Origin of the sequence: Pseudoalteromonas sp. SK18 (assembly GCF_001974855.1) — a bacterium.
Classification (GTDB): domain Bacteria; phylum Pseudomonadota; class Gammaproteobacteria; order Enterobacterales; family Alteromonadaceae; genus Pseudoalteromonas.
Map to the genome: position 1 here is coordinate 1 of NZ_MTQB01000023.1, position 23,563 is coordinate 23,563.

The window sequence follows — 23,563 nt, forward strand, 5'->3', positions numbered from 1 at the left end:
ACAGCTCGAAGGCGAGCCCCGCACAAGGCCGCCCCGACACAATAATAGGGTAGCATTTGCTATGTGATTTTCTACCGCTGTGGGCACCATGACATTACCAGGATCCAATTAAAGAAACCCGTTACAGCAATGTAACGGGTTTTTTGTTGTTTGGGGTTTAGTAAATAGCCAAGAGCCCATGCCAAACTCAGTAGTCAAACAAAACAGCTCGAAGGCGAGCCCCGCACAAGGCCGCCCCGACACAATAATAGGGTAGCATTTGCTATGTGATTTTCTACCGCTGTGGGCACCATGACATTACCAGGATCCAATTAAAGAAACCCGTTACAGTAATGTAACGGGTTTTTTGTTGTCTGAGATAAAGTAAAACATCAAGCCAAGACCATATATGGAACTCAGTAGTGGCTGCTCTTGCACATCCTGTGCTCCACGCCATTCGTATTCCTATACATCAAAAAAAACAGCTCGGAGCTCAACAAAATAGTAGGACACTTTACTGTATTGTCGCTATAAGTGAGCGCACTGGATCCAAATAACAGAACCACGTCACAGCAAAATGCTGGTTTTTTATTGTTTTAAATTTAAAGATAAATTACTTAATATCTTAAAAAAGAGACTGCCCGCTAATCCCACCATGTATATGCTTCCTATCATATTACTAATAACATATAGACTTAACATTCCCATGCAGTTATGGATCCTACGTGTTAAAATTTGACTTTAGTTTTCGTATTATTGAGGTGTCGATTGCCAACGAGTGATTACCAACGAGTGTTAAATGAGATAACTCAAGAGGTTAAGCCTTTACTAACGCAGGGTAAAGTTGCCGATTATATACCGGCATTGGCAGAGGTTTCTCCTGAGCAGTTCTCCATTGCCATTTATACTACGGACGGAGAAATTTTTTGTGCCGGTGATTGTGAGCAACGCTTCACAATTCAATCTGTCTCTAAGGTTATGACTCTGACATTAGCGTTGCAACGCTATGGCGATGAATTATGGAATAGAGTGGGCAAAGAGCCTTCAGGTACGGCGTTTAACTCTTTGACACAGCTTGAGTTTGAAAAAGGTATTCCACGTAACCCATTTATTAATGCAGGGGCGATTGTTACCTGTGATGCTCTGTATAGTCGTTTATCTGCACCTATGCACTCTATGCTTGAAACATTTCGCGATTTATCTGGTAATCGAAGTATCGTAATAGATAAACAAGTGGCTAATTCAGAGTATGAGTTTAGGCATCGAAATGCGGCAATGGCACACTTAATGAAATCATTCGGTAACTTTGAAAATGAAGTGGATGATGTGCTGTGGTCATACTTTAATTTTTGTGCCATAGAACTTAATTGTATTGAACTTGCTAAGGCTTACAACTTTTTAGCTAATAAAGGGATAGACTACAGCTCTTCTAAACGAGTGCTTTCTAGCCGTCAAAACAAGCAACTAAACTCGTTGTTATTTACCAGTGGTTTATATGATGCGGCGGGTGATTTTGGTTATCGAGTGGGGATGCCTGGAAAATCAGGGGTTTCTGGGACTATATTGGCGGTATTACCGAATAGGTTTACTGTGGCAGTGTATTCCCCAGGATTAAACTCTTTTGGTAACTCGGTGGCAGGAATAGCAGCATTAGAGCTGCTATCTAAAAAGCTTGATATATCTATATTTTAAATACGCTTAGTGCATTGGGATTTTATTGATCCCAATACACTTGCTCTAAACAATCTTCGCGCTCTGGTAAGCCACGTGATAAGCGTGGAGAATGCTGAACCAGCACTTCGTAACTTGCACGGTTGGCGTATTTACTGATTTGAGCGAGCGAAGAGTAGGTAATCGCTTGTTGCTGATGTTTTGCTGAATTAGCAACGTTCAACTTATGATAAACATTCGCTGATAAGTCATGTAATACAGCGGCTAAAGCACAATCACCAGCGCCGTTGGTATTTTTAATCGAGTCAGGCCCGCCCATAAACGGAGCAGTATGACTATATGCCTTTATTGGGTTTTCACAGTCAACTTTACGCATTGCACGTGAAAACTCATAACGATTAAAATCAGGGATAGCACCAGGTAAAAGTGGATACTCTGTTTCGCGTTTGCAGCTGTCATCAACAAAACCGGCCATAAATAAGCCTTTTTCACCGGCAGTACAAATTACTAAATCAACCCAGTCTAATGCTTTGTCGGCAGCTAGTAATGGATCTTCAAATCCAGTAATTGCTTGGCCTTCTTCTTCGTTCATAGCAAGGATATCAACATGCTTTTCTACAAAGTTAGCCCACCATGTCGGATCCTGCTCGATAAGAAACTTAGTACCGAGTGTTAATACAACCGGTACATCTGCATCGTTAGCATACTTGATTGCTTGCATGGTCGCTTCGGTCATGGTTTCATCGCCTTGAGTACGCATTAAATAAGCGCTAATCACTAATGCCGATGAGCCTTCGATTAGCTCTTTATCAATTGACTCAGGCTTTAGATAATTCATCAGGCCAGCACTAATGGCAAAGGTGCGTTCACCCGTTTCATCAATCAATGTGAAACAGCGGCCTATAGGACCATCTACAGGCTGTAAGTAGTCTAAGTCTACGCGACTTGAGTTATTACATAAAAAGCGATAAGCATAACTGCCTATTTTTATATTTTCACTCATTACACCTAATAGCACCGAACGGTCATCAGCAAGTACGGAATAGTTGTGCATCGTGTTGCCAACGGTTCCGCCTGCGAATTCGTAATCGACCATGTCGTTCAGTTTTAAGCGATCGTATAAAGCATTGGTGATGTCATTATCTATAACTTGCGACATCCCTCGGCGCAATTGAAATTCATCGAGAAAAGCTTGGTCAACCTTAGCTTCTATATCAACAACGATTTGATCGATCCCCGTAATATAGCTGCGGTGTAATCGCTCAGTGGCGTTAAGTTGATTGGTCAGTGGATCTTTGGCTTCCACTGGAAAATAATGTTTATGCCTGCGGCGTCCAGGAAATTTCATTTGCTACCCGTGTTGTGAGCTAAATAAAAAAAGCGTGAGATTATAGCGTAAATCCTGCCTTATGAGCCATGACAAACCACTTAAATTTGTTTTATTTTTGCAATAAAGTGATCAATAACGCATTTTATTACGCTAAGTTGGTATAATTACGGCATAAAAAATAGTTAAGTAATAATCATGACAGAGCCATTTGACGACCAATATTGGATGGAACAAGCCCTTGTGTATGCAAAACAAGCAGAGCAACTCGATGAGATCCCGGTAGGCGCTATTATTGTCAAAAATAATCAGCTTATAAGCGCGGGTTATAATCGCTCAATTACCGATAATGATCCGTCGGCTCATGCTGAGATGATAGCGGTAAGAGAGGCCGGAAAAGTGCTTAATAACTATCGCTTAATTGATTGCACTTTGTATGTCACGTTAGAGCCGTGCTCTATGTGTGCAGGTTTATTGGTGCACAGCCGAATTAAACGCTTAGTATTTGGTGCAGCCGATGCTAAAACGGGTTCTGCTGGTTCAATTATGAACTTGTTGCAAGAACCTCGTTTGAACCATCAGGTAGAAATAACGGGTGGGGTATTAGAGACACAATGTGCAGAGACTATTTCGAGTTTTTTTAAGCGCCGTCGAGCACAAATTAAAGCCGCAAAGCTAGCCGCTCGCAACCTTAACAACGATTAGTCTGCAGCTGCTATTAAGGCGTCTAGCTCAGCCATTTGCTGCATAGCAAACATACGACGGCGCCAAATTATCTTTTTATGTAAGTTTCTTAACATCACTCGACGACGAGTGGCAGTTGAGTGTTTTATACAACGTTTAAGCTGATGTGTACGTCTACGTTTAAGCATGACTTATCCTTATGTGCTTGGTGATGACACAAATTTTAATACAATTGAGCCAGATTATTGAATAATTGATTGCAAGTAAACAACTATTTGCTTTTCTGGCATGTCGCTAATTCAGCGCGAAATTTCATAGCATATTTATTTCTCTTTTTCGACTTCATCACTAGTACGTTGATTTGCCTCATCTGGTTTAATAGTCTGCTCTTTTGTTTCGCTTGCTGGCGGTATAGTTGCCATTGCGTCATTTTCATCCAGCCAAACAAGCGCATCGTAATAGCGACGAATATTATCAACGTAAGTCACTGCAACATCACCGCGAGCATAGCCATAGCGGGTATTACGGTAGTGACGTTTTTTTACTAGTAATGGTAAGCGCTTTTTAACATCAGCCCATTTATCAGGGCTAGCGCCTTGTTGCTCAGTAATTATGCGGGCATCATTGACGTGGCCCCAACCAACATTATAAGCGGCAAGTGCAAGCCAAGTTCGATCAGGCTGCGGGATTCTATCTGGTATACGCTTGATTAATTTTGCTAAGTATTGAGCACCGCCACGTATGTTTTGTTCTGGCTCTAAGCGATTAGTAACACCGACTTGTTTTGCTGTGCGCCTTGTTAGCATCATAATACCGCGTACACCCGTTGGTGACTTAGCTCGTGGGTTCCACATCGACTCTTGATAACTCAATGCAGCAAGTAAGCGCCAATCAAGGCTACCCGCATATTGCACAAACCAAGGTTGATATTTAGGCAGTGTTTCTTTTATTGCATCTATGTAGGCTAAGGTATTAACGTAATTAAACTGACGTACATGGCCAAAGTACTTTTCTTCAAGTACATAAAGTTGATTGTTTTGTTTTGCCTCACCAAAAAAAGGAACTAACAATGCGTATAAAGAATCATCATTTGATTTTCGAAGTATCCATGCAATTGAATCATTACGCGTAACTGAAAAGCCAATACTCAAGTTAGGGTGATAGCGCCTAAACAACGCTAATGTATGAGAGTCTGCTAAGGTGTAATCTATTTCCCCATCAATAACGGCTTGTAGTAACTCTTCTTCATCAAATTCTTCGGTTTCATTCCAAGTTAAATCTGGGTTGTTTTGTTTTATTTCTTCTAATGTTAATGAATGACTACTTTTAGCAATAACGGTGAAGTTTCCGGTTAAATCATCAAAATCACGAGGGCGTTCACGCCCTTGTTTAAAAACTAATTTTTGACTTATCGTTCTGTAAGTTGGGCCATAGCGGTAACGTTTGGCGCGCGCCTTGTTAAAAGTAAGCCCAGAGGCAATTAAATCGAGATCGCCACTATCTAAGCGCGCGAACATATCGGATAAATTAAAAAAGGGCACAATTTCAAGCTCTACCCCAAGGTAGTCGGCGAATGCTTGAGAGAGTTCAAATTCAAACCCTTGTTCTCCTTGAACAGCTTGATAATAATTACTTGCACTGGCGAGTGTACCAACGCGAATTTTATTTTCTGATTTAATTTGGGCGAGCTGTGTTGACTGCTCTTGTGTGTTACAGGCACACAAAAGGATGACTAACGTAATGATTGTTATTAGCTTTATCTTCAACATATTCGCCTCTTTAGCATCGTATCTCCTGTTATAACAAAACTTACTGATTACGTCACTTACCGTTTAATCGCAGCCAGTAAAAAATAGGTGTAAACAAAAAGAAAAAGTTAATTTAATGAAAAGCGCATTTTTGAGTTAAATCTGAGAGTAATTTGGACTATAATACGCGCCTAAAATATCGTTCAATCCCTAACCCCGGGTGAAATTACTTATGTTGATCCTTCGTGGTGCACCAGCACTTTCAGAGTTCAGAGTTAATAAAATTTTAGCGCGTTGCCAACAATCGCAACTTCCTGTCACCAATGTATATGCCGAATACGCTCACTTTGCCGATTTAACATCGCCATTAAACAATGATGAGCAAACCAAACTTGAGAAGTTATTAACCTATGGACCAACAATAGCTGAGCATGCGCCAGCGGGTCAGTTGGTATTAGTAACGCCTCGCCCTGGTACTATTTCGCCATGGGCTTCAAAAGCGACTGATATCGCTCATAACTGTGGGCTTAAGCAAGTTCATCGCGTAGAGCGAGGAATTGCATATTATGTTGAGGGTGATTTAAGCGCCGAACAGCTTGCACAGGTTACAGCGCTTCTTCATGATCGCATGACTGAAGCTACTCATAGCAAATTAGAAAATGCAGCGCAGTTATTTCGCAGCGATGCGCCACGCCCAATGTCATCAGTTGATATCTTAGGTGGCGGCCGCGAAGCATTAGCCGTAGCAAATATAGAGCAAGGGTTTGCACTTGCTGATGATGAAATTGACTACTTAGTTGAAAATTTCATCAAGTTAGGGCGCAACCCTAACGACATCGAATTATTCATGTTTGCACAAGCAAACTCAGAGCATTGTCGTCATAAAATATTTAATGCTGATTGGACTATCGATGGTATTGAACAGCCAAAGTCGTTGTTTAAAATGATTAAAAATACCTTTGAGCATAATCCTGAAAATGTACTGTCTGCTTATAAAGATAACGCAGCCGTAATGAAAGGCTCAAAGGCGGGTCGCTTCTTCCCGAATGCGCAAGGTGAATATGCGTATCATCAAGAAGACATTGAAATTTTAATGAAAGTTGAAACCCATAACCACCCAACAGCGATTGCTCCTTTTTCTGGTGCCGCAACTGGGTCAGGCGGTGAAATCCGTGATGAGGGCGCAACCGGTCGAGGTTCTAAGCCAAAAGCGGGTTTAGTGGGCTTTACTGTATCTAACTTACGTATCCCTGGTTTTGAACAGCCTTGGGAAAGCGATTTTGGTAAGCCTGGCCGTATTGTTAATGCCCTAGATATTATGACTGAAGGCCCATTAGGTGGCGCTGCATTTAATAACGAGTTTGGTCGTCCTAACTTGTTAGGCTACTTCCGTACTTACGAAGAAAAAGTAACAAGCCATAATGGTGAAGAAGTACGTGGTTACCATAAACCAATTATGCTTGCCGGTGGTTTAGGTAATATTCGTGCTGATCATGTTCAAAAAGGCGATATTCCAGTAGGCGCAAAATTGATTGCGCTTGGCGGCCCTGCAATGAACATTGGTTTAGGCGGCGGTGCTGCATCAAGTATGGCATCGGGTCAATCAAACGAAGATTTAGATTTTGCCTCAGTACAGCGTGAAAACCCAGAAATGGAACGTCGTTGTCAAGAAGTGATCGACAAATGTTGGCAGCTAGGTGATGCAAATCCTATTGCGTTTATACACGATGTGGGCGCTGGTGGTTTATCAAATGCATTCCCTGAGCTTGTTAATGATGGCGGACGTGGTGGTAAATTCCAACTACGCGATATCCCTAATGATGAGCCGGGCATGGCACCACACGAAATTTGGTGTAATGAATCGCAAGAGCGCTATGTGCTCGCTGTGGGCGTTGAAGACTTTGCACGCTTTGAAGCTATTTGTAAGCGTGAGCGCGCACAATATGCGGTTATTGGTGAAGCAACAGAAGAGCGTCATTTAACAGTTGCCGATAGTCATTTTGATAACAGCCCTGTTGATTTGCCACTGGATGTTTTATTAGGTAAAGCACCTAAAATGCATCGTGATGTTACATCGAAGCAAGTAGTAGGTACTGCACTTGATGTGGATGCAATTAATCCTGCGGATGCAGCGCAGCGTTTATTACGTTTACCAACCATTGCAGAAAAAACGTTCCTAATTACTATTGGCGACCGCTCGGTAACTGGTTTAGTGGCACGCGATCAAATGGTAGGCCCATGGCAAGTGCCTGTGGCTAACTGTGCAGTAACCGCAGCAACATATGATACTTACCATGGTGAAGCTATGTCACTAGGTGAACGTACTCCAGCGGCATTACTTAATTATGGCGCTTCAGCACGCTTGGCTGTGGCTGAGTCTCTTACTAATATTGCCGGTGCTAATATTGGTAGCCTAGAAAACATTAAGTTATCTGCAAACTGGATGGCGGCTGCAGGTCACCCTGGCGAAGACGCAGGTCTGTATGAAGCGGTAAAAGCCGTAGGCGAAGAGTTATGTCCAGCACTTGGGTTAACAATCCCAGTAGGTAAAGACTCGATGTCGATGAAAACGACATGGAAAAATGAAGATGATACGACTGAGCAATCAGTAACATCGCCTTTATCACTTATTATTACAGCCTTTGGCCGCGTTGACGATGTACGTAAAACGGTGACTCCACAGCTGCGCACTGATAAAGGCGACACTTCGCTTATATTAGTTGATTTAGGTGCGGGTAAAAACCGACTGGGCGCCTCAAGCCTTGCACAAGTTTATAAGCAGCTTGGTGATGTTACTCCAGATGTAGACAGCCCTGAGTTACTTAAAGGCTTTTACAATGCTATGCAAGCACTTGTCGCTGATAGTAAGTTACTTGCGTATCATGACCGTTCAGACGGTGGCTTGTTTACCACTATTGCTGAAATGGCGTTTACCGGTCACACCGGTGTTACCGTTGATTTAGCGACTTTGACAGGCTCTGATATTGAAGCGCTTTATAACGAAGAGTTAGGTGCTGTAATTCAAGTAGCAAACAGTGATTTAGATGCTGTAAAAGCTGTATTTGAGCAGCATGGTGTTGCCGCAATTAGCCATGTGATTGGCTCGCTTAATAATAACGATAACATTGTATTTAATCGTGGTGAGCAAACAGTACTTAATCATACGCGTACTGAGCTTCGTACAATTTGGGCCGAAACAACCTATCAGATGCAAGCACGTCGTGATAACCCTGAGTGTGCAAAGCAAGAGTTTGACGCTAAATTTGATGCAAAAGACCCAGGCTTAAACGTTAAACTTAACTTTGACTTAAACGAAGATATTGCTGCACCGTACATTGCGACAGGTGCTAAGCCACAAATGGCTATTTTACGTGAGCAGGGCGTTAACTCGCACCTAGAAATGGCTGCTGCGTTTAACCGTGCTGGTTTTGCTGCGGTAGATGTCCACATGAGTGATATTTTAGAAGGTCGTTTAACGCTTGAACAGTTTAAAGGTTTAGTGGCGTGTGGTGGCTTCTCTTACGGTGACGTATTAGGCGCCGGTGAAGGCTGGGCTAAGTCAATATTGTTTAACGATATGGCACGCGATCAGTTCCAAAGCTTCTTCCATCGTGAAGATACCTTTAGCTTAGGTGTATGTAACGGTTGTCAGATGCTATCAACATTAAAAGAGTTAATTCCGGGTACTGAACATTGGCCGCGCTTTGTAACTAATAAGTCAGAGCGTTTTGAAGCACGCTTTAGTCTGGTTGAAATTCAAGAAAACCCATCGGTGTTCTTTAATGGTATGGCTGGTTCGCGTATGCCAATTGCAGTTTCTCATGGTGAAGGTCATGCAGAATTTGCAAATGATGCGGCAACTAAGGCTGCACTTGCAAGCGGCACTGTAGCGGTTAAGTTTGTTGATAACTACGGTAATCCAACAACGCAGTACCCAGCAAACCCGAACGGCTCGCCAGAAGGGATCACCGGTATTACATCAACAGATGGTCGTGCAACTGTAATGATGCCGCACCCTGAACGTGTATTCCGTGCGGTTGCTAACTCTTGGCACCCAGATGAGTGGGTCGAGGATAGCCCATGGATGCGTATGTTTAGAAATGCGCGTAAAAATGTAGGTTAAATATCTATTTATACACACTAGATTCATGATCTAGATGTAAAAAAAAAAGGCTGCCTTGTGCAGCCTTTTTTGATTATTATGGCTAAAAAGCATTTAAGGATAATATGTTTAAGCGTATTGGTTTAATTATTGGCTCTCTTATACTGAGTATATTATTACTTGGTTATGTATTTCGCTTACCGTTATTACAATGGGCCATCGCTCCTGAACTTAAAAAAGTAGGGGTAATATTAAGCTGCCTAGATTTCTCTATTACCACTAAACTTAATATTCATGTGCAGAACATGTGCTTACAGTACCAAGGACAACAGTTAACCCTTAAAAATATAACCGCAAATACTCAGCAAATAATAATTGAACAAGCACAGTTGGTAACAAGTACTTCATCAAGTAGTGGCAATAATAGTTTAGCAAAGCCCCTTAACTTAGCGCTCTTAGATAAGCGTCCATTAGTTAGCATTAAGCTGCTTTTGTTAGTGAATAATCAGTTGAGTAAAGAGCTTAAATTGAGCATTTCAGAGCCTGATCTAAACCAATTTGTAATACAGGGCGACATAGATGCAACGGTGCGCCTACAAAAAAACTTAGTCAGTGGTAACTTTAAGATCAATGAGTCACACCTCAAGCTGATTGCAAATAACGCATTCTCTGCGTTTCAGAGAATAACCTTTGATGCTCAGCAGCAATTTAACTTTGATGGTATTAACCTCGATTTAAAGGGTGATATTAGTGCGCAATATGTTGATAGCTATAAACAGTGCCAAGTACAAACGCATAGCCAAGGTAAAATAGCAGCGAGTGTTAATTTAAACAGCAAAGCTGTAACCCTTGATACCCAAGCGTTAAATAACAACTTAACGCTTGCCCCTCATTGTACAGCGTTGATAGACAGCAGTAAGTTGGCTATTGAACCACTGCCACTGAATTGGCAATTAACACTGCCCGCGAATATTAACCTTGAGAATAATCAACTTAGCCTACCAGCGATAAGCATAACTAGTGAGGGAGATAAGCACTATAAACTGTCAATAACAGATACTCGTCTAGATACGACAAGGCCCATACAAAGTATACAGTCGCAAATTACACTACAAGTAAGCAAATCAGTGAATGATAACTTGAAAATTAATACGCAGTTATCAGGAGGGAATTTACAAGGCGACTTTGCTTTAGCGCTTAAAAAGCTGCCTAGACTTACAAACATAAATGCTAAGAACATTCACATCAATGGTGAGTTTGCTATTAGCAATGTTATTGATGACACGCCGACTGCCCATGTTAATGCACAACTGAGCGCAGCAGAGGTTGATGGTTTTAATACCTCTATTGTGCAATATCAAGCAGGTATTACGGCAAAAATAGATGATAAACGTAATGCCGAAATTGCATTATCTCATCAGTTTAAAAGTGCACAATACAAAAAATATAAACTCACAGGTATACACAATACACTCACTGCTAACGCACATTTAGGCGCAGGAGAAATATTTGCTAAGTTAGCTGCAAAAACGAGTATTAAAACTATAAATAGCCCAGAACTTCAGTTGAAAAATATAAAAGTTAACTCTTCAGGAGAGCAAAGTCGGGCGTTACAAGCAACGCACCATGCATTTGTTGATGGTATGGAGCTAGTTGTTAATCATCACTTTTCATCGCAAGCACATCCGTTTGAGGTTATATTTCCGGTGCAAAGTATATTGCCATTAAATAGCTATATTAATCAGTTTGCGCCATTAGCAACGCTCACTCAGGGTGAGTTTAATGGGCATATACACGGAGATATTAATTTACAAAAAGCGTCTTTTAAAGGGGAAGTCAGCAAATTAACTGCGCTTTATAACGACTATCTCGCGAGTGACTTTAATAGTATTTTTAGTGGTCAATATAGTTCAGGTCAGCTTAATGTTGAACCTACTACCTTTAGCATTAATGAGCTTAGAGCGGGTGCGGTTATTAATAATATAACAGGGCATTGGCGGTTAAATGATGAAGTGCAAATAGATGATGTTAAAGGGCATGTTTTTGACGGTAATTTTGGCATAGAGCGCTATATAGTAGGTCAGCCCAATCAAATTGTAGATGTTGAATTTGATAATATTGATGCCAGTAAATTGGTTACTTTTAATGAACAATCAGGTATTAGTGTCAGTGGTCGTCTAGCTGGCACACTCCCTGTTCATTTTGATAAAAACCAAGTGTCTGTGCTTGATGGTCAGTTATTTAGCCAAGGCGAAGGACGTTTAAAAATTACCAACAATGCCGCTTTTGAAGCTGTGCTTGAACAGCAACAAGCGCTTAAACCTGTATTAGGGTTATTAAAAGATCTAGATATACAGAATCTCAAAAGTAGTGTGGCATTAAAAAATGATGGTTGGTTAAAGTTAGGTGTTAATTTGCAAGGCTATAATAAGCAGGCTAAGCAGCAGGTTAACTTTAATTATAATCATGAAGAAAACGTGTTTACACTGTTACGTGCACTACGCTTAAGTGATGAAATCACCCAAAAAGTTGAGCAGCAATACTCACAAAAAGGAAACCAATAATGAGAGAGTTATTAACGCTAAAAACGCTGACAGCACTGATTGCCATTAGTGTACTCAGTGCGTGTACTCATCGGGTTGAGGTGGCAACTAAAGAACCAATAACGATTAACTTAAATGTCAAAGTTGATCACGAAATTCGTGTCAAGGTAGATAAAGAGCTCGATAACTTGTTCAGTGACGAAAGTGGATTATTTTAGGAGTAAGGTATGAAAATTAACAACAAACTAAATTTAGTGATGTTATTCGGTGCACTGTGCCTGTCGTTTTCAGTATGGGCTATGAGCCTAGATGACGCTAAAAACCAAGGGCTCGTCGGTGAAAATAGCTCGGGTTATTTAGGATTGGTGGTTAACAATAGTGAGGCTAAGGCCGTTATTGATGAAATTAACGAAAAGCGTAAGGCGCAGTATTTAAAGTTAGCTAAGAAAAACAATTTGTCACTTGCTCAAGTAGAAGCGTTAGCAGCGGCAAAAACCATTGAAAAAACCCAGGCGGGTCACTACATAGAAGTTAATGGTAACTGGGTGAAAAAATAACCTTACGTATCATTTAAAGAAACTAAAAACCGAGCTTATACGCTCGGTTTTTTGCAATTTTCAAGCAGCAGCTGCCAAAAGTGAATGCCTTTACGGCGGGCTAAGTTGATATTGTGTTCAGGAATTGACTCTGGCTCGTTGTATTCATCTAGTGCCGCGCTCATACTTGCCTCACGTATTAAGTGTAAAGTAGGAAAAGGCGAGCGATTAGTATAATTTGCAGCGTCATCTTCATCACTATCAGCGAATACATAATCAGGATGAAAGTTTGCAATTTGGTACTTCCCCTCAAACCCTTGTGCAACTAGTAGCGCATTTGCTAAATCAACAAGGTCTAAGAAGTCTTCAAAATTTGCAAAGCCATTATCAAATATTAACAAAGTGGTTTCACGCTGAAGATCACGGTCAAGCTGGATACATTGTTCAAGCATATCCATAACAGCATCATCAATTTTTGAGGCGCTACTCATGGTGTAATGAATGCAGTTATTTTCAACCTCTTTACGGGCAAATGGACAAAAATTGTATTTTACAATCACAGCACTTACCCATTCACGGGTTTGAGATATAGCTAAATGAGTCACGGTTTTGGCTCTAAATAAGGAGTTATAATGGCAAGCGTTTTGGCAATAGCGCCTTGGTTTTTAGCAACGCACTGAGCGGCTTTACTGCCAAGAATATCACACGCTTTGGTGTTTTTAATTAAGCGAAGCAATGCAAGCACTAGTTCGTCAGTATTTTCAATCACATGGGCGCCTTTGAGTTTAATAAGTTCAGGGTAAACATGGTCAAAGTTGTAGGTATGAGGGCCGGTAAGTACACCCACTGCAAAAGCTGCCGACTCTAATGGATTATGACCACCACGACGAATTAAACTGCCACCGATAAAACTAATATTAGCGGCACCATATAGATATTGTAATTCACCTAATGTGTCGGCTAACACAACTTGTTCATTGTTATAATTTTTTTGACTGCGGCGACTAAAGCTAAGGTTTGAGTGAGTCAGTAGCTCTGCAACTTTATCAAATTGTTCGGGATGACGTGGCGCAATGATCAGTAAAGCGTCAGGATGTGTTTCTAGTAGTTGCTGGTGGGCTGCTAAAATATACTCATGCTCTATAGGGTGGGTAGAACCTGCAACCCATATAAAGCGTTCTGCTTTTTTATAATCTTGCTTTAAAGAGGCGACTTTATCGAGTTGCGCAGTGGTTGGGGTAATATCAAATTTTATTGATCCCGTTACATGGCTTTTTTCAGCAGGTAGTCCTAATTCAATAAAGCGATTTGCATCTGTTTTGTCATGGCTTGCAAGTGCGGTAATTGATTGCATGATACTGCGAGTTAGCTGGGCAACTTTTTCGTAGCCTTGCTGTGACTTTTCAGATAGACGCGCGTTAACAACCAATACAGGTATATTTTGTTTTTGCGCATTAGCCATTAAGTTCGGCCAGAGTTCAGTTTCTAAAATACAGAGTAATTGCGGCTTTACTCGTTTTAAAAAGCGAGTGGTGGCCATAGGAAAATCAATGGGTAAATAGCTAACAGCAACGCTTTGTTTAAACTGTGCGGTAACTTGCTCTCGTCCTGTGGGGGTATTGCAGGTAATTAAAATATTTAACTGCGGTTGTTCATGTTGTAGGGCTTTGATTAAAGGGGTTGCAGCTAACACCTCGCCCACAGAAGCACAATGAAATACAACCGGTTTGTTGCTATTTGAAAATAAAGCGCGGCTTATGAAGCCAAAACGTTCCTTAAAGTGAACGCGATATCCCGCGTTTTTCTTACCTCTTAATACATATAAGTAAAATACGATCAGCGGGCTAATAATAATTAATGCGAGTGAATAAAAAATGCGTGCCATACTGTGCTTTATGTAAATGAAAGTGGCGCTAGTTTAGCGTGAAATCGTTTTTTTCTAAATACACAAATATAAAATAGCAACTCGGAAAAAGTAACAACGATAAAAACCTTCTGTTATTTATAATTTAAAAAATAGGTTTGCCACGCTGTGTAAGATAATAACTATCTGCCCGTGCTTTAATTTAGTTATATAGAGGTGATTTGGCTATAAAATTATGGAATAATGAAATTAATTTTTCCTGCCATTTCAGTTCCAAGAGGAATATCTCATGTCAATTATAGATTCAGTGGCAACTAGCTACCTAGAAAGTTTAAATCGTCACCAAGTATTGTTCGAAACCATGGAGGCGTATCATCAAGAGGTAATGCAATTGTTAGAAGCATGTCATAGTGCTTTACAGGCTGGTGGTAAGGTTGTTTGGTTTGGCAATGGCGGCAGTGCGGCTGATGCTCAGCATTTGGCTGCGGAGTTTGTGGTACGTTATAAGTTAGAGCGAGGACCGTTAGCGTCTATTGCTTTAACTACAGACACCTCTATTTTAACAGCGCACAGTAATGACTATCATTTTGATACGGTATTTGAACGCCAAGTACAGGCGTTATGTAAACCTGAAGATATCGTAATTGGCTTAACTACATCGGGAACCAGTAATAACATTAATTTAGCGTTAGAAGCCGCTAATAAAATAGGGGCGTTCACTGTTGCATTTACAGGTCGCGATGGAGGTAAAGTAAAAGACATCGCCAAGTTACCTATTATTATTAAAAATGATGAAACAGCCCGTATTCAAGAAGCTCACATGTTTATCGGCCATTGGTTGTGTGAAGCCATGGATATGGTTGTTGCGGAGCAGCAATAATGGATTTATCGCTATTAAAAAACTTATCAGCAGCACGTATTCTAGTGGTTGGCGATGTTATGCTCGATCGCTACTGGTATGGTGATTCTGGCCGTATTTCGCCAGAGGCACCAGTACCCGTTGTAAAAGTTAGTAAATTTGAAGACAAAGCTGGTGGTGCTGCCAATGTGGCTAAAAATATAGCCCGTCTAGATGGTAAAGTAGGTTTACTTGGCTTAATTGGCGAGGATGAAAGCGGACAAATTTTAGAAAATATTCTAGAAGGTGAAAAAATAAATTCACAGCTTGTGAGTGTATGTGATTTGCCCACTATTTCTAAAATGCGGGTGATCAGTCGTCATCAGCAAGTTGTGCGTTTAGATTTAGAAGAGGCTTTCAATGAGTCTCATAGCCAGTTGCTATTAAATCGATTAGAGCTGGTGCTTGATAATTACGACTTTATTGTGTTTTCTGATTACAACAAAGGCTCACTTGCGTTAATCAAAAAAATGATTTCGGTTGCTAAAAAAGCAGGTAAAACCGTGCTCGTCGACCCTAAATCATCTGATTTAGAGTTATACCGAGGGGCTGATTACATAACCCCTAATTTAAATGAGTTTAAATTAGCAGGTGGTCAAGTTGGTTCAGAAGAGTTGCTAGCTAGCAGCGCGCGTACCCTGATTAGTGATGCGGGTATTAACTCCATGCTACTAACACGCTCAGAACAAGGTATGTCATTAATTGATGCAACGCAAAAGCATGACTTTGCAGCGCAACAACTCGAAGTAAGTGATGTAACCGGTGCGGGCGATACTGTTATTGCCACCCTTGCTGTTATGTTAGGTGCGGGTATGACCGCTAAAGATGCAGTCGAAATTGCAAACTTAGCTGCCGGTATTGCAGTAAGTAAATTGGGAGCGGCTACCGTTTCTCCTGAAGAGTTGAGTCGCAAGTTAGGCCAATATTTACAAGCCACTGGCGAGCATTATCAAACTCCATTTGATGATGTATTGCAGCATATTGAATTTGCTAAGCAAAATGGAGAAACCATTGTATTTACTAATGGCTGTTTTGATATTTTGCATGCAGGCCATGTGCGCTATTTAGCGCAAGCTAAAGCGCGAGGTGATAGACTAGTCGTTGGTTTAAATAACGATGAATCCATTGCCCGTTTAAAAGGCCCTGAGCGCCCAATTAACCCATTAGACGAACGTGCTATGGTACTAAGTGCGCTTGCCTCAGTTGATTGGGTTATTCCGTTTGGCAGTGAGGATGAAAATGACACACCGGCAAAGCTAATTGAGCAAATTAGCCCAGATATTTTAGTCAAAGGCGGTGATTATACCGTTGAGCAAATTGCTGGTGCTGAGCATGTGTTGCGTCATGGTGGGAAAGTAGAAGTGCTTGAATTTTTAGATGGTTGCTCTACATCAAAAGTGATTAGCAAAATTAAAAGCTAGTTAGCTAGTTAGTGAAATAAAAAAGGGGATAAACGTTGGTTTATCCCCTTTTTTATTACTTGTAAAACTAAAAGTTATATTCGAACTTTGCAAATGCAGACGTGTCGTTTTCTGCTCCATCATTATTAGAGGCAAGGCCACCTAGAGTTAAACGCCCCCCCATGGCAAGCATTCTATAACGCACTTCAAGTTGCTTCGAGTTAAACCCTGTTTTGGTAATCGAGTTACCTAAATCTGGGTTATTTGGGTATCTATCACGATTGTCGCTGTTGTAGTCAATATCACGCAGCTTTACTTGCCAGTCAGTTCCGCTTGAGAGTTGCCCAAGTACAGTTAGTACTAGCGACTGTGAGTCATTGTCATAAGTAGAGCCGATAGGGCGGCCATGGTAACGATACCCTGAATTATAAATACTGTGCTCATAAAAGCAGTTTTCAGTTGCTGATGTGGCAGAACACGCTACGCCGGTATCAGTGTATTCTAGGTTAAATAAAATATTCTGATTATAAATGCGAGCCGTGGTTTGTATTCCACCAAGATAGCCTCTGTCTACTGGCTTAATGCCGCCACTGGTATCTTCACCAATTGTACTTGCATATACCGCATAAGGTTGATTAAACAAAGTGTCAGACCAACGAATATCAAAGCCCGCTAGTTGATTACCTAAACGAGTAATAAGCTCACCATCACAATCATTAGTGCCATCAACACACTCACCTCCGCCAGTTACTAAATCAAAAAAATCACTGGCTGAATTAGGTTGTCCCTTGCCTGCCCACTGTGCTGACCAGCTAAAGCCAATTTCTAATTGTTGAATTGGACGAAGATTTAAACGTGTACTCCATAATAATGCATCAGGCACAACTCGGGTTGATTCAAGCTTAGCCATTTGTGCTGTAAAGCTCCATTGACCAATCCAGCTCAACCAAGGTGTTTCAAAGGCTGTGCTTTGTTCACGAGAAATACTAATGGCAGGTAAAGGCTTTGCATTACCAGACATAATTAGGCTGTTATCTACACCTGGGCCCCAAAATTGCTCAACGGCACCCGCTCTTACAATCCAATTACCCATTCGATAAGCTAAGTAACTGTCATCGAGAGAGGTATCATTGCAGTCTTCTAATGCTTGCTCGTTTTGGGCTATGTCATCAGTTTTTTTACCTGCAACTAAGCAGTTTTTGCCATCACTACGATGATTAAGCGCAATCTTTGCGGCAACGTTATGCCCTAAATAAGCGTAGGCAGCAGTTAACTCTGACTCTTGACTATTGGTGGCACCAAAGCTAGTAACGGCTAATGGATCTGAGTTGACGGAAGCTGAAAGTTGTACACTATGCGAACCACTATTTTCTGACTTATAACGATGTTTTACACGCAATAACGCATCTTGTAGGCGAGCAGGTAATTGTTCCAACGAAGTATTGTCTATATCGTTAATAAAGCTTTTCCACATTAATGGATACGTTGTTACCGGGGCTAAAATAATGCCGGCATCGGCAAGCTGTTGAATATCTGCTCTCAGAGCATAGTCATCAGGCTTTACCCAGGGTTCAGCATTCACAGTTGTGGTTATGGCACAAAAAAGCGAAGAAAGTATAAAAATTTTGTTTCGCAAAGCTCAGATCCTTGTGATTGAAATTGCCGACAAGTTTAGCAATCTACGCTCTTTATTGCAGTAATTAAATCAACTCATTAAACAAAGATTAGTTAAAAAATATCACGATAGTTTAGATTAAAACACCGCAGCTCTATCGTAAAAAAGGTGGCGTTGATATACTCGTTGCAAAGAGAAAACAGAGATAGTAATGAGCAACAAACGACTTTTATTTATTCCCGTATCGTCACCTAAAGGCATTGGTGAATATATGCGCTCATTACAACTTGCTCAAACGTTGAAAATTGATTATGGCAAACAGTTAGATATACATTTCATTTTAAATAAACATACTGCTTATGCCAAAAGCTGCCCGTTTCCAACTTTACTGTTAAATCAATCGGCAACAAAAGAAAATCCCCACGTGTGTCAGTTCATCGAGCAATACAAACCAGATGTGGTGTTATTTGATTGCGCAGGGCGAGCAGAACAAATGAAAGCAGCGAGAAGTGTGGGTGCTAAAGTGGTTTTTATTTCTCAGCATACAAAAAAACGGGCAAAGGGCTTAAAGCTTAATCGAGTGGGGCTTATTGATACTCATTGGGTGGTTCAGCCTGATTACTGTATCGACCCTCTTTCATGGTATGAAAAGCTAAAGCTTAATATGCTGCCTTTAGCTTATCCTGATAATGTCGGGCCGTTTACAGTATTTGCATCAGCGCAACAAAAACGTGATGTACTGTCACGTTATAACTTGAAAGAAAAAGAATTTTTTATTGTGAATGCAGGCTCCGGTGGGCATACCTTTAATGGACAAAGCTGTGCTGATATCTATTATAAAGCAGCACTGATTATTGCGAAAAAAACCGGTTTAAAAGGGGTTGTGGTGTTTGGTCCTAACTATACGAGCCCATTACCAGACACCGAAGAACTTACTTGTTTGGCAAGTCTTCAGGGTGAAGAGTTTTTAGCCTTACTAAGTCAGGCTAAGGTGGCATTATTAAGCGCGGGTGATACTTTACTCCAAGCCATTGCCTTGCAAACCCCCACAATTGCCTGTGCTATTTCAAAAGATCAAGATGAGCGCCTCACTCGCTGTACTCGCACAGAAGTGGTTTATCAGGCAAAGCTTGATATTGTTGATATAAGCGAAAAAGTGCAAACGTTACTTATAGAATCTCGTTATAAATATATTATTGATAAGTATTTTACTTTAGAAACAATCCACAGTTTTGATATTATTACACAAGGTTTGAAAAACATGTTATTTGATAATACCCATTAGTTATCAAAAGTGTAGTTTTCAGGATCTTGATTTAGAAAGTTTTTTAGCATTCGAGCTCTTGGGTATAGTCATTATGTAATGTTTGCCAATCGTTTTGCTGCCAATGAAAGTGACTATTGCGGCTTTGCTCTTTTAAAAAGGAGCGCTGTAGGCGAGACATGTTGCTTTGTTGCCATTTTATATCGGGTGTTTTTATTTCGCCACGGTCAAAGTCGATAATGTAAACGTTACCAGAGTCATCAAATAAAATATTATTAATATTTAAATCAGCGTGATACACCCCTTTTTTGTGAAATTGGGCAATGGTTTGTGCTATTTTTTTTACCTCTGTTTCACTCAATGCGCGTTCAATCAGCACATCCAATACGCTTTTAGCGCCGCTGACTGCTTCAGTAATAATATCACCTCGGTAAATAAAGCCATGGCGACTCACTTTAGCTGCAATAGGTTTTGGTACATTTAAGTTTAGCTCTATTAATTGCGTCATTAAGCTAAATTCTTGATAAACACGGGTATGCTCAAGTCCCCAATATAAATATTGGTCACTAAGTAGCTTGCCTATGAAGCCGCCACGCCAATAATGGCGTAACACAGCCGTTAAATCTGCGTGTTTAAAAAACCAAGCAGTTGCACGCCCTTTTTTAGCCCCGACAATTTTTTGCTGTTGTTGCCAGAAATCGGGGTCAAACCAATCTAACTCTATTTCGGTGCTATATTGAGGGTGGCTTAAAATGACATGGTTATTTTTGATGTGTTGATTAAACATAGCTCATAGGATTCGCTTTAATATGTGCATATATTAACGTGTTTTCAGGCTAAGGATAAGTACTTGCAATGACGCGATTATAATTTAAGATCGGGTTTTATTATTTTACTCCCAAGGAAACGTGTGACTTCAGCGCCTACTTACACTTCAATTTGTATTTTACGTCTTTCTGCTATTGGTGATGTATGCCATGCAGTGAGTGCGGTACAAGCAATTCAAAAAGCGCATCCAAATGCTAAGATCACTTGGGTGATAGGGAAGGTCGAGGCGATGTTGTTAGCTGACTTACCAGGCGTTGAGCTTGTTGTATTTGATAAAAAACAAGGGAAAACGGCACTAAAACAGTTAAAGCAAACCTTCAAAGGGCAGTGTTTTGACGTTCTACTTAATATGCAAGTGGCTTTAAGAGCTGGTTTTGTTGCTCGCAGTATTCCTGCCAAAGTTAAAATTGGTTTTGACTGGGCTCGTTCAAAAGAGCTACATAGTTTATTTATTAATAAACGCATTAAAGCCCAATCTCAGGCGCATGTTTTAGAGGGATTTAAAGGCTTTGCCCAAGCAATTGGTGTTGATGATTATGTCCCTGTATGGAATATGCCCTACACCGACAAAGATCAAGCTAAAGCTGATGAGCTTTTAGGTGACGATTATTTATCACATAAGCTATTCGTTATTTCGCCAGCAGCAAGTAAAGCACAGCGTAACTGGTTAGCCGAACGCTATGCCGCGCTTGCGGATTATGCCAATAAGCAAGGTTTTAAAGTAGTGCTTACTGGTGGACCGACGGAACTGGAAATTAATTTAGCAAATAACATCATTAAACACAGTGATTCACCCATTCTGAACTTGGTGGGTAAAACAAAACTCAAAGAATTATTGTGCGTACTTAAGCGTGCAGACTTAGTACTTGCGCCCGATACAGGCCCAGCTCATATGGCGGTGACTGTGGGCACGTCTGTTATTGGTCTATATGCGCATTCAAACCCAGCGCGAACGGGGCCTTATTTATACCAAGATTACGTGGTTGAGGTTTATCACCAAAACTTATTAAAGCAAACAGGTAAAACCGCCGAGCAATTACCTTGGGGTACTCGGGTTAAGGGCGATGATTTAATGAGTCAAATAACTACGGATACAGTAAAAGAAATGTTTGACCATGTTGTTAAAAAAGAGTCGTTATTATGAATGGTAAACACACAAATAAGGCGCTTTTTTTAGACCGTGATGGTGTAGTAAATGTTGACCATGGCTATGTATTTAAAAGCGAAGAGTTTGAATTTATAGAGGGTGTGTTTTCAACGTGTAAAGCATTTTATGACGCGGGCTATAAAATAATTGTTGTAACTAACCAATCAGGTATTGGTCGAGGTTATTACACAGAAGCCGATTTTTTTGCCCTTAACACATGGATGAAAGCGCAGTTTACTCATCATCAAATTGAAATTACTGATGTTTATTTTTGTCCACATCATCCTAAAAATGCATTGCCAGCGTATTTAACAGATTGCGATTGCAGAAAACCAGCCCCCGGGATGTTGCTGCAAGGAATAAAAGATCATCATATAGACCCTACACTGAGTGTCATGGTAGGGGATAAATTAGGTGATATGCAAGCTGCTATTAGTGCCAATATACGCACTAAAGTGCTAGTTCGTTCGGGGCAAACGTTTGACGAGCAAGCCGCAAAATCTGCAGACTATGTTTGTGACTCAATCAAGGAACTTCCTGTTTTGCTTGCTGATCTCATTTAATATATATCTCATGCCTGTAAACTGGCAGCTTTTCCTGCCAATTAGCTAATTTGCGACGAATGACAAACAGTGCAATTTGGCGCTTAAACTTTTACAATACCCCCATTATAAATAGCAGCAACGCGTCTGCTGTTTAACCCGTTCAACCAAATGGAGATCACAGATGAGAGCATCTGCTTTTTTTAGCCAATTACAACAGCAAATTGAAGACGTTAAAGCTGAAGGTTTGTACAAAAATGAACGTGTTATCACTTCACAGCAGCAAGCTCAAATTGAAGTGGCATCAGGCGATAAAGTTATTAATTTTTGTGCTAACAACTACTTAGGTTTAGCTAACAGCCCAGAACTTATTAAAGCTGCACAACAAGGCTTAAATGATCATGGCTTTGGTGTAGCGTCTGTGCGTTTTATTTGTGGCACACAAGATATCCATAAAACGCTTGAGAAAAAAATCAGTCAATTCTTAGAAACTGAAGACACCATTTTATACTCATCATGTTTTGATGCGAATACGGGCTTGTTTGAAACTATTTTAGGTGCAGACGATGCGATTATTTCTGATTCATTAAACCATGCATCTATTATTGATGGCGTGCGTTTATGTAAAGCAAAACGTTTCCGTTATGCAAATAACGATATGGCAGATTTAGAAAAGCAATTAATTGCAGCCGATGAAGCCGGTGCTAAAACTAAACTAATTGCTACTGATGGCGTGTTCTCAATGGATGGCGTCATTTGTAATTTAGAAGCAGTGTGTGATTTAGCCGATAAATATGACGCGCTTGTTATGGTTGATGATTCACATGCCGTTGGTTTTGTTGGCGAAAATGGTAAAGGTACACCTGAGTACTGTAATGTACTCGACCGTGTCGATATTATTACTGGCACCTTAGGCAAAGCGCTTGGTGGAGCTTCTGGTGGTTATACCTCAGGCAAAAAAGAAATTGTTGAGTGGCTTCGTCAGCGTTCACGTCCATACTTATTCTCAAATTCATTAGCGCCTTCAATCGTAACAGCGTCAATCAAAGTGTTAGAAATGCTTGAAAATGGCGGTGAGCTTCGCGCTAAGCTATGGTCAAACGCTAAATACTTCCGCGAGCAGATGGAAGCGGTAGGTTTTACCTGTGCAGGTAAAGATCATGCGATTATTCCAGTGATGCTAGGGGATGCAAAAGTAGCGTCACTTATGGCTGATAAACTATTGGCTGAAGGGATTTATGTAACTGGCTTTTCATTCCCTGTTGTACCAAAAGGTCAGGCGCGTATTCGTACCCAAATTTCTGCAGCGCATAGCAAGGAACAGCTTGATACAGCCATTGCAGCATTTACCCGTATTGGTAAAGAGATTGGTGTTATTTAATTTTCTTGTTAAATCGCGGCTAAAGTCGCGATTT

General features: G+C 40.7%; 19 protein-coding genes. 12 read left to right on the forward strand and 7 right to left on the reverse strand.

Annotated features, from left to right (window positions below; all coding sequences use genetic code 11):
* The first annotated feature begins 747 nt into the window (after positions 1-747).
* A complete protein-coding gene (gene glsB / locus BW139_RS14700; protein ID WP_076920156.1) occupies positions 748-1,671 on the forward strand; it encodes a glutaminase B in 924 nt (307 codons plus the stop codon).
* Positions 1,672-1,693: 22 nt separating this feature from the next.
* Here glsB and BW139_RS14705 read toward each other — a convergent pair whose 3' ends face one another.
* Positions 1,694-2,998 (reverse strand): inosine/guanosine kinase, encoded by a 1,305-nt coding sequence (locus tag BW139_RS14705; RefSeq protein WP_076920157.1) that lies wholly within the window; start codon positions 2,996-2,998, stop codon positions 1,694-1,696.
* Positions 2,999-3,175: 177 nt separating this feature from the next.
* Here BW139_RS14705 and tadA point away from each other — a divergent pair, with 177 nt between their 5' ends.
* Complete coding sequence (gene tadA, locus BW139_RS14710; protein ID WP_010390967.1) at positions 3,176-3,682, forward strand: tRNA adenosine(34) deaminase TadA; 507 nt, start codon at positions 3,176-3,178, stop codon at positions 3,680-3,682.
* On the opposite strand, the gene BW139_RS18500 is transcribed toward tadA, so the two are convergent.
* The gene (locus tag BW139_RS18500) at positions 3,679-3,849 is read right to left on the reverse strand and encodes a hypothetical protein (protein WP_008468235.1); all 171 of its coding nucleotides are present in this window, start codon (positions 3,847-3,849) and stop codon (positions 3,679-3,681) included. The two genes, tadA and BW139_RS18500, sit on opposite strands and share 4 nt — an antisense overlap.
* Positions 3,850-3,984: 135 nt before the next feature.
* Positions 3,985-5,430 carry a membrane-bound lytic murein transglycosylase MltF gene (gene mltF, locus BW139_RS14715; protein WP_076920158.1) on the reverse strand — a complete coding sequence of 482 codons (1,446 nt, stop codon included), beginning with the start codon at positions 5,428-5,430 and terminating at the stop codon, positions 3,985-3,987.
* 211 nt (positions 5,431-5,641) lie between these two features.
* Here mltF and purL point away from each other — a divergent pair, with 211 nt between their 5' ends.
* From purL to BW139_RS14735, 4 genes are all read left to right on the forward strand, one after another.
* Entirely contained in the window at positions 5,642-9,532 is a 3,891-nt protein-coding gene (gene purL / locus BW139_RS14720) for a phosphoribosylformylglycinamidine synthase (protein WP_076920159.1), read from the forward strand.
* A gap of 104 nt (positions 9,533-9,636) precedes the next feature.
* Positions 9,637-12,075: a YdbH domain-containing protein gene (locus BW139_RS14725; RefSeq protein ID WP_076920160.1), complete on the forward strand. Its 2,439-nt coding sequence runs from the start codon at positions 9,637-9,639 to the stop codon at positions 12,073-12,075.
* Positions 12,075-12,272: a YnbE family lipoprotein gene (locus tag BW139_RS14730; protein WP_076920161.1), complete on the forward strand. Its 198-nt coding sequence runs from the start codon at positions 12,075-12,077 to the stop codon at positions 12,270-12,272. Before BW139_RS14725 ends, BW139_RS14730 begins: the two co-directional genes overlap by 1 nt.
* A gap of 9 nt (positions 12,273-12,281) precedes the next feature.
* Positions 12,282-12,611, forward strand: a complete 330-nt coding sequence (locus BW139_RS14735; protein ID WP_076920162.1) for a YdbL family protein — start codon at positions 12,282-12,284, stop codon at positions 12,609-12,611.
* A 35-nt stretch (positions 12,612-12,646) separates the two neighbouring features.
* On the opposite strand, the gene BW139_RS14740 is transcribed toward BW139_RS14735, so the two are convergent.
* Both BW139_RS14740 and waaA read right to left on the reverse strand, forming a co-directional pair.
* On the reverse strand, positions 12,647-13,195 hold the full coding sequence (locus tag BW139_RS14740) for a DUF1415 domain-containing protein (RefSeq protein WP_076920163.1): 549 nt from the start codon (positions 13,193-13,195) through the stop codon (positions 12,647-12,649).
* Positions 13,192-14,475: a lipid IV(A) 3-deoxy-D-manno-octulosonic acid transferase gene (gene waaA / locus BW139_RS14745; RefSeq protein ID WP_076920164.1), complete on the reverse strand. Its 1,284-nt coding sequence runs from the start codon at positions 14,473-14,475 to the stop codon at positions 13,192-13,194. The genes BW139_RS14740 and waaA overlap by 4 nt, the downstream gene beginning before the upstream one ends.
* Positions 14,476-14,743: 268 nt before the next feature.
* Between waaA and BW139_RS14750 the strand changes: the two genes are divergently transcribed.
* Both BW139_RS14750 and hldE read left to right on the forward strand, forming a co-directional pair.
* On the forward strand, positions 14,744-15,334 hold the full coding sequence (locus BW139_RS14750) for an SIS domain-containing protein (RefSeq protein ID WP_008115583.1): 591 nt from the start codon (positions 14,744-14,746) through the stop codon (positions 15,332-15,334).
* Positions 15,334-16,773, forward strand: coding sequence for a bifunctional D-glycero-beta-D-manno-heptose-7-phosphate kinase/D-glycero-beta-D-manno-heptose 1-phosphate adenylyltransferase HldE (gene hldE / locus BW139_RS14755; protein WP_076920165.1), 1,440 nt, complete (start codon positions 15,334-15,336; stop codon positions 16,771-16,773). Before BW139_RS14750 ends, hldE begins: the two co-directional genes overlap by 1 nt.
* 67 nt (positions 16,774-16,840) lie before the next feature.
* On the opposite strand, the gene BW139_RS14760 is transcribed toward hldE, so the two are convergent.
* Positions 16,841-18,388, reverse strand: coding sequence for a capsule assembly Wzi family protein (locus BW139_RS14760; protein WP_076920166.1), 1,548 nt, complete (start codon positions 18,386-18,388; stop codon positions 16,841-16,843).
* Between the two features lie 190 nt (positions 18,389-18,578).
* Between BW139_RS14760 and BW139_RS14765 the strand changes: the two genes are divergently transcribed.
* Positions 18,579-19,652 (forward strand): hypothetical protein, encoded by a 1,074-nt coding sequence (locus tag BW139_RS14765; RefSeq protein WP_076920167.1) that lies wholly within the window; start codon positions 18,579-18,581, stop codon positions 19,650-19,652.
* Positions 19,653-19,695: 43 nt separating this feature from the next.
* Here BW139_RS14765 and BW139_RS14770 read toward each other — a convergent pair whose 3' ends face one another.
* Positions 19,696-20,418, reverse strand: a complete 723-nt coding sequence (locus BW139_RS14770) for a 3-deoxy-D-manno-octulosonic acid kinase (protein ID WP_076920168.1) — start codon at positions 20,416-20,418, stop codon at positions 19,696-19,698.
* Positions 20,419-20,541: 123 nt separating this feature from the next.
* On the opposite strand from BW139_RS14770, the gene BW139_RS14775 reads away from it, so the two are divergent.
* The 3 genes from BW139_RS14775 (at position 20,542) to BW139_RS14785 (ending at position 23,529) form a co-directional block, all read left to right on the forward strand.
* A complete protein-coding gene (locus BW139_RS14775; RefSeq protein ID WP_076920169.1) occupies positions 20,542-21,603 on the forward strand; it encodes a glycosyltransferase family 9 protein in 1,062 nt (353 codons plus the stop codon).
* Complete coding sequence (gmhB, locus tag BW139_RS14780) at positions 21,600-22,169, forward strand: D-glycero-beta-D-manno-heptose 1,7-bisphosphate 7-phosphatase (protein WP_076920170.1); 570 nt, start codon at positions 21,600-21,602, stop codon at positions 22,167-22,169. The genes BW139_RS14775 and gmhB overlap by 4 nt, the downstream gene beginning before the upstream one ends.
* A gap of 163 nt (positions 22,170-22,332) precedes the next feature.
* The gene (locus BW139_RS14785; protein ID WP_076920171.1) at positions 22,333-23,529 is read left to right on the forward strand and encodes a glycine C-acetyltransferase; all 1,197 of its coding nucleotides are present in this window, start codon (positions 22,333-22,335) and stop codon (positions 23,527-23,529) included.
* Positions 23,530-23,563: the final 34 nt, after the last annotated feature.

Bases quoted from the DNA above. Each gene is read 5' to 3' on its own strand.
- mltF (WP_076920158.1), bottom strand. From the start codon at position 5,430: ATGTTGAAGATAAAGCTAATAACAATCATTACGTTAGTCATCCTTTTG.
- gmhB (WP_076920170.1), top strand. From the start codon at position 21,600: ATGAATGGTAAACACACAAATAAGGCGCTTTTTTTAGACCGTGATGGT.
- BW139_RS14705 (WP_076920157.1), bottom strand. From the start codon at position 2,998: ATGAAATTTCCTGGACGCCGCAGGCATAAACATTATTTTCCAGTGGAA.
- BW139_RS14725 (WP_076920160.1), top strand. From the start codon at position 9,637: ATGTTTAAGCGTATTGGTTTAATTATTGGCTCTCTTATACTGAGTATA.
- BW139_RS14735 (WP_076920162.1), top strand. From the start codon at position 12,282: ATGAAAATTAACAACAAACTAAATTTAGTGATGTTATTCGGTGCACTG.
- BW139_RS14750 (WP_008115583.1), top strand. From the start codon at position 14,744: ATGTCAATTATAGATTCAGTGGCAACTAGCTACCTAGAAAGTTTAAAT.
- BW139_RS18500 (WP_008468235.1), bottom strand. From the start codon at position 3,849: ATGCTTAAACGTAGACGTACACATCAGCTTAAACGTTGTATAAAACAC.
- BW139_RS14730 (WP_076920161.1), top strand. From the start codon at position 12,075: ATGAGAGAGTTATTAACGCTAAAAACGCTGACAGCACTGATTGCCATT.
- BW139_RS14770 (WP_076920168.1), bottom strand. From the start codon at position 20,418: ATGTTTAATCAACACATCAAAAATAACCATGTCATTTTAAGCCACCCT.
- waaA (WP_076920164.1), bottom strand. From the start codon at position 14,475: ATGGCACGCATTTTTTATTCACTCGCATTAATTATTATTAGCCCGCTG.
- tadA (WP_010390967.1), top strand. From the start codon at position 3,176: ATGACAGAGCCATTTGACGACCAATATTGGATGGAACAAGCCCTTGTG.
- BW139_RS14765 (WP_076920167.1), top strand. From the start codon at position 18,579: ATGAGCAACAAACGACTTTTATTTATTCCCGTATCGTCACCTAAAGGC.
- purL (WP_076920159.1), top strand. From the start codon at position 5,642: ATGTTGATCCTTCGTGGTGCACCAGCACTTTCAGAGTTCAGAGTTAAT.
- BW139_RS14785 (WP_076920171.1), top strand. From the start codon at position 22,333: ATGAGAGCATCTGCTTTTTTTAGCCAATTACAACAGCAAATTGAAGAC.
- hldE (WP_076920165.1), top strand. From the start codon at position 15,334: ATGGATTTATCGCTATTAAAAAACTTATCAGCAGCACGTATTCTAGTG.